This window comes from Micromonospora sp. NPDC000316, from assembly GCF_042898885.1.
In the GTDB taxonomy this organism is placed as follows: Bacteria; Actinomycetota; Actinomycetes; order Mycobacteriales; family Micromonosporaceae; genus Micromonospora.
This window is the reverse complement of sequence record NZ_JBIAZG010000004.1, coordinates 282664-295927: the sequence shown is the minus strand read 5'-3', so window position 1 is coordinate 295927 and position 13264 is coordinate 282664. Positions and strand designations below refer to the sequence as shown.

Genomic DNA, 13264 nt, shown 5'->3' with positions numbered 1-13264 from the left:
GGTGGCCTCCCTCGCGTACCGGCCGGCCTCATGGGCCGCCGTGGTCTCCTCTTGTGGCGAGGATCGCGGTGTCCGCCCGGCTGGGCAACTGTTAGTGGAAAGGCTGGTCAGGTTGTGCATTCGGTATCGTCTGAGCCCATGAACGGTGAACAGGCTGTACAGCTCGACGCGCTCGATGTCCGGTTGGTCGAACTGCTCACCGAGGAGCCGCGGATCGGTGTGTTGGAGTGCTCCCGCCGGCTCGGCGTGGCTCGGGGCACCGTGCAGGCCCGACTGGACAAGCTTGTCGACAGGGGCGTCATCGGCGGCTTCGGCCCGGAGATCTCACCGGCCGCGATCGGGTTCGCGGTGACAAGCTTCGTCACCCTGGAGATCAGTCAGCGGCACGGCCACGACCCGGTCACCGCCCACCTGGCCGGGATCCCCGAGGTGCTGGAGGCGCACACCATCACCGGCTCCAGCGACCTGCTCTGCCGGATCGTGGCCCGTTCCAACGCCGACCTCCAGCGGGTCATCGACCTGATCGTGTCCTCCGCCGGGATAACCCGCGCCTCGACGATCATCGCGCTGGACGAGCAGATTCCCTACCGCACGCTTCCGCTTGTGCGCAGCGCCGTCCGCACCGACGGACGATCCACCTCGTAACACCTCCGCGCCCAGAAAGCGCGGCGACACGGCGGCGCGGGCGTACGGAAGATCCGTGATCGTGGCTACGGTGTGCGGTGTGGCGAAGGGGAGCGTGCGCGGTGGGCTGCTGCTTGGCCTCGCCGTGGTCGTCGCCCTCGCCGCCACCGGCGTGTGGAACCCGTTCCCCGGCCTGTGGGACTGGGTGGACCGCAGCCAACCCATCTCCGAGCCGGACGTCGTGTGGCAGCAGCGGGTCGGCGGCACCCCGCGCAGCGTGACAATCGCCGGTGACGCCGTCGTGGTCGAGCAGCGCACCCGGGTCGAGGCCCGCAGCCTGGCCACCGGCACCCAACTCTGGGAGCGCAAGGCGGACTGGTCGGCGGTCGCCGGCGGTGACCGTGACCCGGTCGTCGCCGTGGGCAAGCTCCTGGTCAAGGGGTACGAGCTGCTCGACCCGACCACCGGCGCGACCCGGCGGCGTGACGACGACGCGGTGGCCGTGTGGACGTACCGCAATCTCCTGTTGGACGCCCGCTGCACGGCCGCCACCGACTGCACACTGAGTGCCTGGGACCCGCGCGGCACCAAACCACTCTGGACGGCGTTCCTCCCCGGGGTGCACAGCGGCCTGCTCGCCGACAACCCGGGCCTGCGGGGCACCCGCCGGTTGACCGCCACCCGCATCGACGACGGGGTGGCTGGGCCCGAGCCGGTGCCACCGCTGCTCGGCTTCCCTGTCGACGGCCGCGTGCACGTCGTGGACACCGCCACCGGGCGGGTGCTGCAGAACGTCGAGCCGGGCCGGGACGAGCGGCTCTCCGTGGTGGGGGGCCGGATGTTGCGGATCGCCGCCCGCTCCCAGGACGGCACCTGCTACTACGCCATCTCCGCCCGGGACCCGGCGACCGGGCAGGAGGCGTGGCAGAGGGCCGGTGTCAACCTGCGGACCGCCGACGCCGCGGGCTGCGTGCAGCGCGAGGACCCGCAGGGCGCCCGCAACGTCCTGATCGGCGTCGGCGCGGACGGCCGTGAGGCGGTCATCGACGGGTACGACGGGCGGCTGCTCTGGGTCGGCGACTCGGCCACCAAGCTGATCGCTGTCGACGACCGTTACGCGGTGTTCCGGAGCGCCGACAAGCGTTCGGTGGTGGCCCGTGAGCTCGGCACCGACCGGGTCCTGTGGACCCGACCCGCAAGCGCCAAGGCCGGTGCCGCGCTCACCCCGTACGCGGCGGTGCTCGGCGACGAGAAGCCTTCCCGGTTGGTCGCCGTGGACCCGCGCAGCGGCCGGGAGTTGGCCGTGCTGCGGACCTCCGCGAACGCCCTGGCGGTCGGATCGCAAGGCATGATCGTCGGTGAGGGGCGCGAGATCGGTTACGTCCGCTTCGGAGCCGCCGGAGGCACCCCCGCGCCGCCACCCGGCGACGGCGGAATCCCGGGCCCCGGTGGCAACGGCCCCGGCGGCACCGGCCCGGGCTCGGGCGACAACGATGACTGCGGACCGAAGGGGGAACTCTGCCCCGAGCCCGGTGGCGGCAAGGACGGCTGAGCGAGCGGGTCGACAGGGCGTAGCACGTGGTGGGCCGCGGTCTGTTCGGCCGTTCTGGGAGCGCGGCGGGCCCGGCGGATGAGAGCGTCGTCCCAGCAGCAGCCTGGCGGGTGGGAATGATCGACCGGTCTGCCCTAGGCTTGCCGCTCATGAGCAGTGCCGCCGGATTCTCGTACGCCCCCCTCCTGCCGACCGGCCCCGATCAGACGGAATACCGCCTGATCACCGACGAGGGCGTGGACGTCGTGCACGGCCCGGGAGGTCGCCGGTTCCTCACCGTGGAACCGGCCGCGCTTACCGCGCTGACCGCCGAGGCGATGCACGACATCGCGCACTTCCTACGCCCGGCGCACCTGGCCCAGCTCCGCGCGATCATCGACGATCCGGCCGCGTCGCCGAACGACAGGTTCGTCGCGCTGGACCTGCTGCGTAACGCCAACATCGCCGCCGGTGGGGTGCTGCCGATGTGCCAGGACACCGGCACCGCCATCGTGATGGGCAAGCGCGGCCGGCACGTGCTGACCGACGGGACCGACGCGGAGGCCATCTCCCGGGGCGTCTACCAGGCGTACACGCGGCTCAACCTGCGCTACTCCCAGCTCGCCCCGCTGACCATGTGGGACGAGCGCAACACCGGCAGCAACCTGCCCGCCCAGGTGGATCTGTACGCCGAGGACCCGGACGGGCACCCCGACGCGTACAAGTTCCTGTTCATGGCCAAGGGCGGCGGTTCGGCGAACAAGTCGTACCTGTACCAGGAGACCAAGGCGCTGCTCAACCCGACGCGGATGATGCAGTTCCTGGAGGAGAAGCTGCGGCTCATCGGCACCGCCGCCTGCCCGCCGTACCACCTGGCCGTCGTCATCGGCGGCACCTCAGCCGAGTACGCGCTGAAGACCGCCAAGTACGCGAGCGCCAAGTACCTTGACGCGCTGCCCACCTCCGGGTCGATGAGCGCGCACGGCTTCCGCGACCTGGAACTGGAGGCGGAGGTGCTGGAGCTGACCCGCAACTTCGGCATCGGTGCCCAGTTCGGCGGGCGGTACTTCTGCCACGACGTACGGGTGGTCCGGCTGCCCCGGCACGGCGCCTCCTGTCCGGTGGCGATCGCGGTCTCCTGCTCGGCGGACCGCCAGGCAGTCGCCAAGATCACCCCGTCGGGCGTCTGGCTGGAGCGCCTGGAAACCGACCCGGCCCGGTTCCTGCCCGAGGTCACCGACGACTCGCTTGACGCCGAGACGGTCGTCCGGGTCGACCTCAACAGGCCGATGGACGAGATCCGCGCCGAGTTGTCCAAGTACCCGGTGAAGACCCGGCTGTCTCTGTCCGGCCCGCTCGTGGTGGCCCGCGACATCGCCCACGCCAAGATCGCCGAACGGCTGGACGCGGGCGAGCCGATGCCGCAGTACCTGCGCGACCACGCGGTCTACTACGCCGGCCCGGCCAAGACCCCCGAGGGGTACGCGTCCGGCTCGTTCGGCCCGACCACCGCCGGCCGAATGGACGCCTACGTGGAGAAGTTCCAGGCCGCGGGCGGCTCGCAGGTGATGCTGGCCAAGGGCAACAGGTCGGGTCAGGTGACCAGCTCCTGCCAGCAGCACGGCGGCTTCTATCTCGGCTCGATCGGCGGCCCGGCGGCCCGTCTCGCCCAGGACTGCATCCGGCACGTCGAGGTGCTCGAATACGCGGAGCTGGGCATGGAGGCGGTCTGGAAGATCGAGGTGGAGGACTTCCCCGCCTTCATCGTGGTCGACGACAAGGGCAACGACTTCTTCGCCGAGGTCACCAAGCCGGTGCTCACCGTCGGCCGCCGCTGACCCGACAGGTACGCGTCGCCAAGATCGCGCGAGGTGGAGCGGCTCTCGGCCGAGTTGGGCTGAGGGCCGCGCCACTTTCCCTGCACAGTGGCAGGTGGCGCGGCAGGATGGTACGCGTGACGATTCCAGAGGCGACGGGTTACCGGATCGAACGAGACTCGATGGGCGAGGTGGAGGTGCCCGCCGAGGCGCTGTGGCGGGCGCAGACCCAGCGTGCGGTGCAGAACTTCCCGATCTCCGGTCGGGGGATCGAACCGGCGCAGATCAAGGCGCTCGCCCAGATCAAGGGTGCGGCGGCCGAGGTCAACGGTGAGCTTGGTGTGATCGACGCGAACGTGGCCGCCTCGATCGCCGCCGCCGCCGCGCATGTGGCCGACGGCGGTTACGACGACCAGTTCCCGATCGACGTGTTCCAGACCGGCTCCGGAACGTCGTCCAACATGAACGCCAACGAGGTGATCGCCACTCTGGCGAGCCGGGAGCTAGGCGCGCCCGTGCACCCGAACGACCACGTGAACGCCTCACAGTCCAGCAACGACGTGTTCCCGTCGTCGATCCACCTGGCTGCGACGCAGTTCATCGTGGAGGACCTGCTGCCGTCGCTGACCCACCTCGCCGAGGCGCTGGAGGGCAAGGCGGCCGAGTTCGAAACGGTGGTGAAGGCGGGCCGTACCCACCTGATGGACGCCACGCCTGTCACCCTCGGGCAAGAATTCGGCGGGTACGCCGCCCAGGTCCGCTACGGCATCGAGCGGTTGGAGGGCTCGCTGCCCCGGCTGGGTGAGCTGCCGCTCGGCGGCACCGCCGTGGGCACCGGGATCAACACCCCGCTCGGCTTCGCCGCCGCTGTCATCGGCAGGCTGCGCGAGTCGACAGGGCTGCCGCTGAGCGAGGCGCGCAACCACTTCGAGGCGCAGGGTGCACGGGACGCGCTCGTGGAGACCTCTGGGCAGTTGCGCACAGTGGCCGTAGGCCTCTACAAGATCGCCAACGACATCCGCTGGATGGGCTCGGGCCCTCGTGCGGGCCTGCGGGAACTGCGCATCCCCGACCTCCAGCCCGGCTCGTCGATCATGCCGGGCAAGGTCAACCCGGTGGTCGCCGAGGCGATGCGGCAGGTCTGCGCCCAGGTCATCGGCAACGACGCGACGGTCGGCTTCGCCGGCTCGCAGGGCGACTTCGAGCTGAACGTGATGCTCCCGGTCATGGGTCGCAACCTGCTGGAGTCGATCCGGCTGCTCGCCGCAGCGAGTCGGCTGTTCGCCGACCGCCTGGTGGTCGGCCTTGTCGCGGACGCCGAGGTCTGCCTGGCGTACGCCGAGGGCTCGCCGTCGATCGTCACCCCGCTCAACCGCTACCTCGGGTACGACGAGGCCGCGTCGATCGCCAAGGAGGCGCTGGCCAAGCAGACCTCCATCCGGGAGGTGGTGATCTCCCGAGGTCACGTCGACTCCGGCAAGCTCAGCGAGACCCAGCTCGACGAGGCGCTCGACCTGCTCCGGATGACCCACCCCTGACCTGCGCGCCGCCGCGTGGTGCCGCCCAGCCGAGGAAGCGCGCGTAGAGCGTGGCGGGGTCCGGGCCGTCGTGCGGGTTGAGCCGGTACAGGTCGGCGGCCGCGTCGTGCAGGACCGTGCACAGGTAGATGCTCAACGCGATCCGGTCGTGCGCGTACTCCTGGCGCAGGGTGAGCCGGGCGACCGGGCACGGCCAGGGCGCGGCGCAGACCCGGCAGAGCCAGAGCGGGCGCAGTGGCAGGTGCGGTCGACGTGGGATGGCGGCGCGGTCGTCCGGGGCGCTCCGGGTCATGGTCCGGCCTTCCTTTGGAGCTGAATCGTTTGCGGCATCACCCCGCCGCCGCCAAGGTCGCGGTCGATCCTGGCTGCGGCATGACCCGCCGCCGCCAAGATCTCGCTCGATCCTGGATGTAGTGGTCTCCGTCCGCCGGGACCCCACTACTTCCACGATCGAGCACGATCTTCCGGGGCCGGTCGGCCTGGTCTGGGGTGGGACCGCCCGCCGGGGGAGCGGGCGGTCCCGGGCGGCGCCGACAGACCCGGGGGACGGGCGGCGGTGTCGCGCTTCACAGTCTGGTGATCAGGCGATTACGGTCGGAAGGGTCTGGTCGACCTGTCGTGGCTGCCCTGTTGCAGGCTGGACCGCCGCTGGCGGCCGACTGGAGTTGATCGTCGGCGGGGTGGAGGGCGGCAGGGCATGGCCGATGGGCAGATGACGGCGGCGGCGTTCCTGATCGCGGAGTTGCGGCGGGCCCGCGCCCGGCGGGGGTGGAGTCAGGACGAGCTGGCCAAGGCGGTCAACTACTCGGCGTCGATGGTCAGCGCTGTCGAGTTGGGCCAGCAGCCGCCCACCGGCAAGTATCTGGAACTCGTCGACCGCGCCCTGGACACCGGCGGCCTCTTCGGCCGCATGTCCACCGAGCTGGTCAGCCTGGACCGGGCACAGCCGTGGCTGCGCGGCTGGCAGGCGATTTTTGAGCAGGCGCGCACTGTCCGGTGGTACGAGCCCCGTTACGTGCCCGGGCTCTTCCAGACCGAGGCCTACGCGCGGGCGGTCTTCGAGGCGGGCGACCTGCTCGATGCCGAGGAGGTCGCCCGGCGGCTGGCCGATCGGATGGACCGCCAGGAGGTGCTGCACAGCGAGCGGTCGCCGCACATCGTGGCGGTGCTGGACGAGGCGGTGCTGCGCCGACGGGTGGGCGGGCGGAAGGTGATGCGCGACCAGACGCTGCACCTGGTGGGCATCGCCACCGGGCACCCTCGGGTCCGACTGCACGTGGTGCCGCGTTCGGCCGAGGAGTACCCGGGGCTCGGTGGGCAGTTCGCGCTCGCCACCCTGCCGGACGGCATGGAGTTGGCCTATATGGAGTGCCAGGTTCGTGGTCAGGAGCTGGACCAGCCGCGGGATCTGTTGCGGTTGCAGCGGGTCTGGGAGGCTACCTTGGGCGAAGCCCTGCCCCCGCAGGCTTCCATCGAGTTGATCAGCGAGGTGGCCGAGTCGTGGAGTTGACCGACGCTCGATGGCGCAAGAGCAGCCGCAGCAACCAGGACAACAACTGTGTCGAGGTGGCTACGAACCTGGGGGAGGTGGTCGGGGTGCGAGACAGCAAGGACCCGGACGGGTCCGTGCTCGTCGTCGACGCGTACTCCTGGCGGCTCTTCGTGGCCGCGCCCCCGCGCTGACGCGACCGCCTCGCGCGGCCGGAAATCGGCTCGACGGCGGCGCGCCGTGGGCGGGATGATCCGGCGATGGATGGGGATGGCGCCGGCGTGCCGGCGGCGACCGAGCGGTTGCGGCTGCGGCGGCTGACAGTGACCGATGTGGACGCGCTCGTCGAGTTGGACAGCGACCCCGAGGTCATGCGTTTCCTGACCGGCGGCGTCGCCACCCCGCGTGCCACTGTCCGCGACGAGCAGGTGCCGAGGCTGCTGGCCGAGTACGACAGGCACCCCGGGCTGGGCCGCTGGGCGGCGCTCGATCGGGCGACCGGCGAGTTCGTGGGCTGGTTCGCGCTCGACCCGTCGGCCGACGGTGGCGAGGCCGAGTTGGGCTACCGACTGCGGCGCCCGACGTGGGGGCGTGGCCTGGCGACCGAGGGGTCCCGGGCGCTCGTGCGGCATGCCTTCGACGTGGTCGGCGTGCGTCGGGTGTGGGCCGAGACGATGTCTGTCAACGACCGGTCCCGGCGGGTGCTGGCGAAGGCGGGGCTGCGCTACGTGCGGACCTTCCACCTGGAGTGGGACGACCCGATTCCGGGGACCGAGCACGGCGAGGTGGAGTACGAGTTGTCGGCGCGGGAGTGGGCCGCGGCTCAGGACCGGTAGGCGGCCCGACGGGCGCGGTAGGCGGTCACCGCCGCCCGGTTGCCGCAGCCGGCGTCGCAGAACCGCCGCGACCGGTTGCGGGACAGGTCGACGACCACGTTGCCGCAGTCCGGGTAGTCGCAGATCCGTAGTCGGCTCAACTCACCCATCCGGACCAGGTCGGCCATCGCCATCGCCGCCTCCACCGCCATCCGCGTGGCCAGCGGTGCGTCGAGGGGCACGGCGTGCAGATGGTACGGCTCGTCGTCGTGCCGGATGAGCTGCGGCAACGCCTGGTGCTCCAGCAGCAGTTCGTTGATCACGGCGACGATCTCGGACGGCTCGGCCTGCCAGATGCGGCGCAGCCGGGGCCGCAGCGCCCGGACGGCGTGCAGCTCGGCGTCGGTGCACTCGTGCCGCCCGGTGTAGGAGTGCCGGATGAAGTAGTCGTTGAGCGCGGCCACGTCGGGCAGCAGCTCCCCGTCGCGGCCCGAGGTGTTGACAAGCGCGGCAGCGGCGATCAGCGAGTATTCGGTGTCATGAGCGAACAGCAACTTGATTCCTGTCACAGGTGGCACCTAGCGTCATCGGCACAAGGATAGTTTGCTCATGACATTGTGTCTTCCCGAGGAGCGCGAGATGCACCCACGACCCGCCGCCGGCGCCGCGCTGGCGCTGCTCTCCGCGGTCACGTTCGCCACCTCGGGCACCTTCGCACGCTCGCTCATCGACGCCGGCTGGTCGGCCGAGGCCGCGGTGATCTGCCGCGTCGGCATCGCCGCCCTGGTGCTGGCGGTCCCTGCCGCGCTGTCCCTGCGAGGCAGGTGGGACGTGCTGCGCAGCAACATCACGGCGGTCGGGCTGTTCGGGCTGCTCGGGGTCGCCGTGGCCCAGGCGTGCTTCTTCAACGCCGTGCGCTACCTGCCGGTCGGTGTCGCGCTCCTGCTGGAATACCTCGGCATCATCCTCGTTGTGGTCTGGATGTGGCTGCGGCACGGGCAGCGCCCCCGCCAGCTCACCGTGGCCGGGTCGATGGCCGCCCTGTGCGGGCTGGCGTTCGTGCTGGACCTCACCGGCACCACGAGCTTCCACCCCGTGGGCGTCCTCTGGGGGCTGAGCGCCGCCGTCGGCCTGGCCGGCTACTTCGTGCTCGCCGGCCGTGTCGACCCCCGACTGCCCTCCGTCGCCTTGGCCAGCGGCGGAATGGCCGTCGGTGCCGTCATGCTGCTCATCGTCGGGCTGACCGGCCTGCTGCCGCTGCGCGCCACGTTCGGCGAGGTCACCTTTGCCGGGCAGACCACCAGTTGGCTGCTGCCCATCGCCGGGCTCTCCCTGATCGCCGCCGTGGTCGCGTACCTCGCGGGGATCGCCGGCACCCGCATCCTCGGCGCCCGCCTGTCGTCGTTCGTCGGGCTGACCGAGGTGCTCTTCGCGGTGCTGATCGCCTGGCTGTTCCTCAACGAACTGCCGACCGCCTGGCAGCTGTTCGGCGGTGTGCTGATCATCGCCGGGGTCGCACTGGTGCGCCTCGACGAGCTGCGCGGGACGCCGGCGTCCGCAGCGCCCGAGCCCGCGCTGGCTGTCAGCGCGCGGTGAGACAGTGGGCACCGTGCTGACCACAGTCGTCTTCGACGCCGACGAAACCCTGCTCGACCTGCGCCCGGCAGTGACCGGCGGGCTGGTGGCCGTCCTCGACGAGATGCGGCGGCGCACCCCGGCCGCCGCCGCGGTGACACTCGCCGAGTTGGAATCCGACTGGGGCGCGGTCTTCGGCGAGCTGAGCGCCGCCCCGGTGGCGGAGATCCGCCGCGCGGCGCTGGCCCGATCGCTGGCCCGCGCCGGGCTGGACGACCACCTGGACGAGTTCGCCGCCCTCTTCTTCGCCCGCCGATTCGCCCTCACCCGACCCTTCCCGGACGTGCGGGCTGCGCTCGCCGCGCTGCGCGCCAGGTACACGCTGGGCTTCGCCACCAACGGCAACAGCCGCGCCGAACGCTGCGGACTCGCCGGTGAGTTCACCTTCGAGGTGTACGCGCACGAGAACGGCCTGCCCAAGAAGCCCGCCCCGCAGTTCTACGCGGCGGTGGTCGCGGCGGCAGGCGTTCCAGCCAGTCAGATCGTGTACGTCGGCGACTCGTGGGTGCACGACGTCGTCGCACCCCGGATGGCCGGCCTCCGCTCGGTGTGGCTGAACCGGGCCGGCCTGCCCCGCCCGGACGGATTCGTGCCCGACGCCGAAGTATCCACGATGGCTGACCTGCCTGGTGTGCTGGCTGACCTACCGGCCGGCCTGGCTGCCGGTGCTGGCTGACCTGCCTGCCGTTGCCGATGGCCTGTCTGCCGGGGTTGCTGGCCTGCCGGCGGCGGTTGCTGATCGGCCTGCGGCGGTTGCTGATCGGCATGCGGCGGGTGTTGGTCTGCCTGCCGGGGTCGCTGGCCTGTCAGCGCTGGCAGCCGATCAGCCAGCGGTTACCGTCGATCCGGGTGGAGCGCGCGCCAACCTGGGCGGATCCGGCAGAGATTCACCGTCATAACGGGCGTTCATCTGGCGAAATCCCGCCGGGTGTTGTGTGATGGCTGCCACGTCCCTCAACGAGAGGATCTGATGTGGTGAGCAAGCGCTTCACCGTCGGCGCCGTCGCAACCGCGGCAGTGCTGGCACTTACGGCAGCAGGGCTGAGCGTGCCGGCCAGCGCCGCGCCGACCAGTTCCCGAACCTTCACCGTCGTCGCCGAGGACGGCGTCGCCGCCGACACCGCGGTCGCCGCCATCCGGGCAGCCGGCGGCACTGTGGTGTCCCGGTCCGACGAGGTCGGGATGTTCCAGGTGACAAGCGATCGGGCTGACTTCGCGGCCAAGGCGACCGCTGCCCCGGCGCTTGTCGGTGCCGCCCCGCAGAAGGCGATCGGCCACAAGCCGAAGCTGGACCGCGTCGAGCAGGAACACCTGACGGCCGCCGGCAAGGGGCCCAAGAAGGGGCCCAAGAAGGGTGCCAAGCTGGACCCGCTCGACGACAAGCTCTGGGGCCTCAAGATGATCGGGGCCGACCAGGCCCGCAAGATCGAGCCGGGTGACCGTCGGGTGACCGTCGGCGTACTCGACACCGGCGTCGACGCCAGCAACCCGGACATCGCGCCGAACTTCAACTGGGCGCTGTCCCGTAACTTCGCGCCCGACCTGGTCGACGTGGACGGCCCCTGCGAGGTGCCGAGCTGCCTCGACCCGGTTGGCACCGACGACGGCGGGCACGGCACCCACGTGGCGGGCACCATCGGTGCCGCCGCGAACGGCTTCGGCCTCTCCGGTGTCGCGCCGAACGTTTCGCTTGTCGAGCTGAAGGGTGGCCAGGACTCCGGCTACTTCTTCCTCAACCCGGTCGTCAACGCACTGGTGCACGCCGGCCGGTCCGGGATCGACGTGGTCAACATGTCGTTCTACGTCGACCCGTGGCTCTTCAACTGCACCGCCAACCCGGCCGACTCCCCCGAGAACCAGGCCGCGCAGCGGGCCACCATCAAGGCCATGAAGCGGGCCCTGAACTTCGCCCACGACAACGGCGTCACCCTGGTCGGCGCGCTCGGCAACAGCAACATGGACCTGGGCGCACCGCGTACCGACACCAGCAGCCCGAACTACGGTGGGACGGCGCCGTACCCCCGGCCGATCGACAACAACAGCTGCTGGGACCTGCCCGTCGAAGGCCCGCACGTCATCGGGGTGTCGTCGGTCGGCCCGTCCGGCAAGAAGTCGGACTTCTCCAACTACGGCACCGAGCAGATCTCGGTGGCGGCACCGGGCGGCTGGTTCCGGGACGGCTTCGGCACCGACACGTTCCGTACCGACGCCAACATGATCCTCTCGACGTACCCGAAGCACGTGCTCCAGGAGGAAGGCTCGGTCGACGCGAACGGCAACATCGTCGCCGGGTTCGAGGAGTCGGTCTTCAAGCAGTGCAAGGCCAACGGTGAGTGCGGCTACTACACCTACCTCCAGGGCACCTCGATGGCGTCCCCGCACGCCGCCGGCGTCGCCGCGCTGATCGTCAGCCGGCACGGCAAGCCGGAGCGCCGGGGCGGCTTCGGCATGTCGCCGAACCTGGTCGAGCAGCACCTCTACCGGACGGCCGCCGAGCGCGCCTGCCCGGAGCCGAGGCTGCAGCAGTACCGCAATGAGGGCCGGGACGAGACCTACGACGCGTACTGCGCCGGTGGGGTCAACTTCAACGGCTTCTACGGCTACGGGATCGTCGACGCCTACGCGGCGGTGAAGACCCCGCTCAAGCCGAACGCCCGCCCGTAACGCACCACCCTCGAGGCCCGGCCGACAGACTGTCGGCCGGGCCTCGTCGGCGTTCCGGGCCGCTGTCCGGGCCCCGCCCGACGTTCGGGCCCCGGGCGTGATCGACTCGGGTTCCTTGAAATCGGGGTATCACCGTGCTTGGGATACCCCGATTTCAAAGAACCCGAGATGGTCTTGGCCGGTCGGGTCGAGGGTTCACCGGCGCCAGCCGCGGGAGGTCAGTGCGGCGCCCACCTCGCGGAGCACTGCGGGGAACTCGGCGTGCAATCGTCGGCTGGTCACGTGCAGCACCAGCCACCCCGCTCCGACGAGCAGGTTCAGCCGGCGGCGGTCGCGGTGCAACTGGTCCGCGTCGGCATGCCACTGCCCGTCGTACTCGACCGCTACCCGGTATTCCGGCCACGCCAGGTCGGGGTGCAGGACAACCCCGGTGGGCAGGCGCACCGGATGCTGGGCGACCGGGCGCGGCAGCCCGCCCAGCACCAGGCGTACCCGTAGCTGCGATTCCGGCGGGGACTGGGCTCTGCCGTCGGCCAGGTCGAAAACCCAGCGTGCCCGACGGCCACCGGAACGGTCCGCGTTGCGGCCAGCAACCTCGGTCAGCGTGTCTCGGTCGGTCAGCCCCAGCCCCAGCATCGCGTCGACGATGGCCACCGCCCGGATCGGATCGAGCCACACCGCCGTTTCCCAGGCGGCCTGCCCCGGGTCGGAGCGGGGAATCGGGCCTCGTGGCTCCCAGATCGCCTGCCCCGAGGCAGAATTGGGAGCCGGAATGCCCGACTTCCGGACGGACTCCAGCCCAAAGGCCCTCGTTCGTCCATCACCAGGCCTGACTGCTCGCGTGCTGCCTGGGCTGACCCTGTCAGGCCTGGCCCCGGCCGCGCCCTCCTCAGGCTGCCGCCCTGGTCGGCGCGGCGACGTGTCGAGGTCAGGTGTTCGTCTCGTACGGGGTGCATTCACTGCCCTGAGCGAACGGTCCGCGCCGAGCGGGTGCGCTGCTGCTGAGGGACGACGCGCGCTCGGGTGCTGCCCCGTCACCAGGAGTCGGCTGGCGTCCGGTGTGATCTCGGATCGCCCAGGTGCGCGGTTGTCATCGGAGGGCGGAGCGGCGTCGACGTGCACGCGCAGGCCGCGCTGCGCGCCGATCCGCA

Annotated in this window: 14 protein-coding genes; 11 read left to right on the top strand and 3 right to left on the bottom strand. The window is 71.0% G+C overall.

Features of this window, described 5'->3' with window-relative positions:
• Nucleotides 1-138: 138 nt before the first annotated feature.
• The 4 genes from ACFY2Q_RS12240 to ACFY2Q_RS12225 all read left to right on the top strand — a co-directional run bounded on the left by ACFY2Q_RS12240 (nt 139) and on the right by ACFY2Q_RS12225 (nt 5510).
• Nucleotides 139-645, top strand: a complete 507-nt coding sequence (locus tag ACFY2Q_RS12240; RefSeq protein WP_387129564.1) for an Lrp/AsnC family transcriptional regulator — start codon at nt 139-141, stop codon at nt 643-645.
• A gap of 70 nt (nt 646-715) precedes the next feature.
• Entirely contained in the window at nt 716-2176 is a 1461-nt protein-coding gene (locus ACFY2Q_RS12235; protein WP_387129781.1) for a PQQ-binding-like beta-propeller repeat protein, read from the top strand.
• A gap of 149 nt (nt 2177-2325) precedes the next feature.
• Complete coding sequence (locus tag ACFY2Q_RS12230; RefSeq protein ID WP_387129562.1) at nt 2326-3993, top strand: fumarate hydratase; 1668 nt, start codon at nt 2326-2328, stop codon at nt 3991-3993.
• Nucleotides 3994-4100: 107 nt separating this feature from the next.
• Nucleotides 4101-5510: a class II fumarate hydratase gene (locus ACFY2Q_RS12225; RefSeq protein WP_387129560.1), complete on the top strand. Its 1410-nt coding sequence runs from the start codon at nt 4101-4103 to the stop codon at nt 5508-5510.
• Here ACFY2Q_RS12225 and ACFY2Q_RS12220 read toward each other — a convergent pair.
• Nucleotides 5455-5802, bottom strand: a complete 348-nt coding sequence (locus tag ACFY2Q_RS12220) for a hypothetical protein (RefSeq protein WP_387129559.1) — start codon at nt 5800-5802, stop codon at nt 5455-5457. The two genes, ACFY2Q_RS12225 and ACFY2Q_RS12220, sit on opposite strands and share 56 nt — an antisense overlap.
• A 405-nt stretch (nt 5803-6207) precedes the next feature.
• Between ACFY2Q_RS12220 and ACFY2Q_RS12215 the strand changes: the two genes are divergently transcribed.
• The 3 genes from ACFY2Q_RS12215 to ACFY2Q_RS12205 all read left to right on the top strand — a co-directional run bounded on the left by ACFY2Q_RS12215 (nt 6208) and on the right by ACFY2Q_RS12205 (nt 7835).
• Nucleotides 6208-7020 carry a Scr1 family TA system antitoxin-like transcriptional regulator gene (locus ACFY2Q_RS12215; RefSeq protein WP_387129557.1) on the top strand — a complete coding sequence of 271 codons (813 nt, stop codon included), beginning with the start codon at nt 6208-6210 and terminating at the stop codon, nt 7018-7020.
• A complete protein-coding gene (locus ACFY2Q_RS12210; protein ID WP_387129555.1) occupies nt 7011-7193 on the top strand; it encodes a DUF397 domain-containing protein in 183 nt (60 codons plus the stop codon). Before ACFY2Q_RS12215 ends, ACFY2Q_RS12210 begins: the two co-directional genes overlap by 10 nt.
• 66 nt (nt 7194-7259) lie before the next feature.
• Nucleotides 7260-7835, top strand: a complete 576-nt coding sequence (locus ACFY2Q_RS12205) for a GNAT family N-acetyltransferase (protein WP_387129554.1) — start codon at nt 7260-7262, stop codon at nt 7833-7835.
• Here ACFY2Q_RS12205 and ACFY2Q_RS12200 read toward each other — a convergent pair.
• Nucleotides 7823-8368, bottom strand: a complete 546-nt coding sequence (locus ACFY2Q_RS12200) for a CGNR zinc finger domain-containing protein (protein ID WP_387129780.1) — start codon at nt 8366-8368, stop codon at nt 7823-7825. The two genes, ACFY2Q_RS12205 and ACFY2Q_RS12200, sit on opposite strands and share 13 nt — an antisense overlap.
• Nucleotides 8369-8453: 85 nt before the next feature.
• Between ACFY2Q_RS12200 and ACFY2Q_RS12195 the strand changes: the two genes are divergently transcribed.
• The 4 genes from ACFY2Q_RS12195 to ACFY2Q_RS12180 are packed head-to-tail and all read left to right on the top strand — an operon-like array spanning nt 8454 to nt 12113.
• Nucleotides 8454-9410, top strand: a complete 957-nt coding sequence (locus ACFY2Q_RS12195; protein ID WP_387129552.1) for a DMT family transporter — start codon at nt 8454-8456, stop codon at nt 9408-9410.
• Nucleotides 9411-9423: 13 nt separating this feature from the next.
• Nucleotides 9424-10125, top strand: coding sequence for an HAD family hydrolase (locus ACFY2Q_RS12190; RefSeq protein ID WP_387129778.1), 702 nt, complete (start codon nt 9424-9426; stop codon nt 10123-10125).
• 17 nt (nt 10126-10142) lie between these two features.
• The gene (locus ACFY2Q_RS12185) at nt 10143-10388 is read left to right on the top strand and encodes a hypothetical protein (RefSeq protein WP_387129550.1); all 246 of its coding nucleotides are present in this window, start codon (nt 10143-10145) and stop codon (nt 10386-10388) included.
• Between the two features lie 36 nt (nt 10389-10424).
• Nucleotides 10425-12113 carry a S8 family serine peptidase gene (locus ACFY2Q_RS12180; protein WP_387129548.1) on the top strand — a complete coding sequence of 563 codons (1689 nt, stop codon included), beginning with the start codon at nt 10425-10427 and terminating at the stop codon, nt 12111-12113.
• A 195-nt stretch (nt 12114-12308) separates the two neighbouring features.
• Here ACFY2Q_RS12180 and ACFY2Q_RS12175 read toward each other — a convergent pair whose 3' ends face one another.
• Complete coding sequence (locus ACFY2Q_RS12175; RefSeq protein WP_387129546.1) at nt 12309-12791, bottom strand: endonuclease domain-containing protein; 483 nt, start codon at nt 12789-12791, stop codon at nt 12309-12311.
• Nucleotides 12792-13264: the final 473 nt, after the last annotated feature.

Bases quoted from the DNA above. Each gene is read 5' to 3' on its own strand.
- ACFY2Q_RS12240 (WP_387129564.1), top strand. From the start codon at position 139: ATGAACGGTGAACAGGCTGTACAGCTCGACGCGCTCGATGTCCGGTTG.
- ACFY2Q_RS12230 (WP_387129562.1), top strand. From the start codon at position 2,326: ATGAGCAGTGCCGCCGGATTCTCGTACGCCCCCCTCCTGCCGACCGGC.
- ACFY2Q_RS12225 (WP_387129560.1), top strand. From the start codon at position 4,101: ATGGTACGCGTGACGATTCCAGAGGCGACGGGTTACCGGATCGAACGA.
- ACFY2Q_RS12220 (WP_387129559.1), bottom strand. From the start codon at position 5,802: ATGACCCGGAGCGCCCCGGACGACCGCGCCGCCATCCCACGTCGACCG.
- ACFY2Q_RS12215 (WP_387129557.1), top strand. From the start codon at position 6,208: ATGGCCGATGGGCAGATGACGGCGGCGGCGTTCCTGATCGCGGAGTTG.
- ACFY2Q_RS12205 (WP_387129554.1), top strand. From the start codon at position 7,260: ATGGATGGGGATGGCGCCGGCGTGCCGGCGGCGACCGAGCGGTTGCGG.
- ACFY2Q_RS12195 (WP_387129552.1), top strand. From the start codon at position 8,454: ATGCACCCACGACCCGCCGCCGGCGCCGCGCTGGCGCTGCTCTCCGCG.
- ACFY2Q_RS12185 (WP_387129550.1), top strand. From the start codon at position 10,143: ATGGCCTGTCTGCCGGGGTTGCTGGCCTGCCGGCGGCGGTTGCTGATC.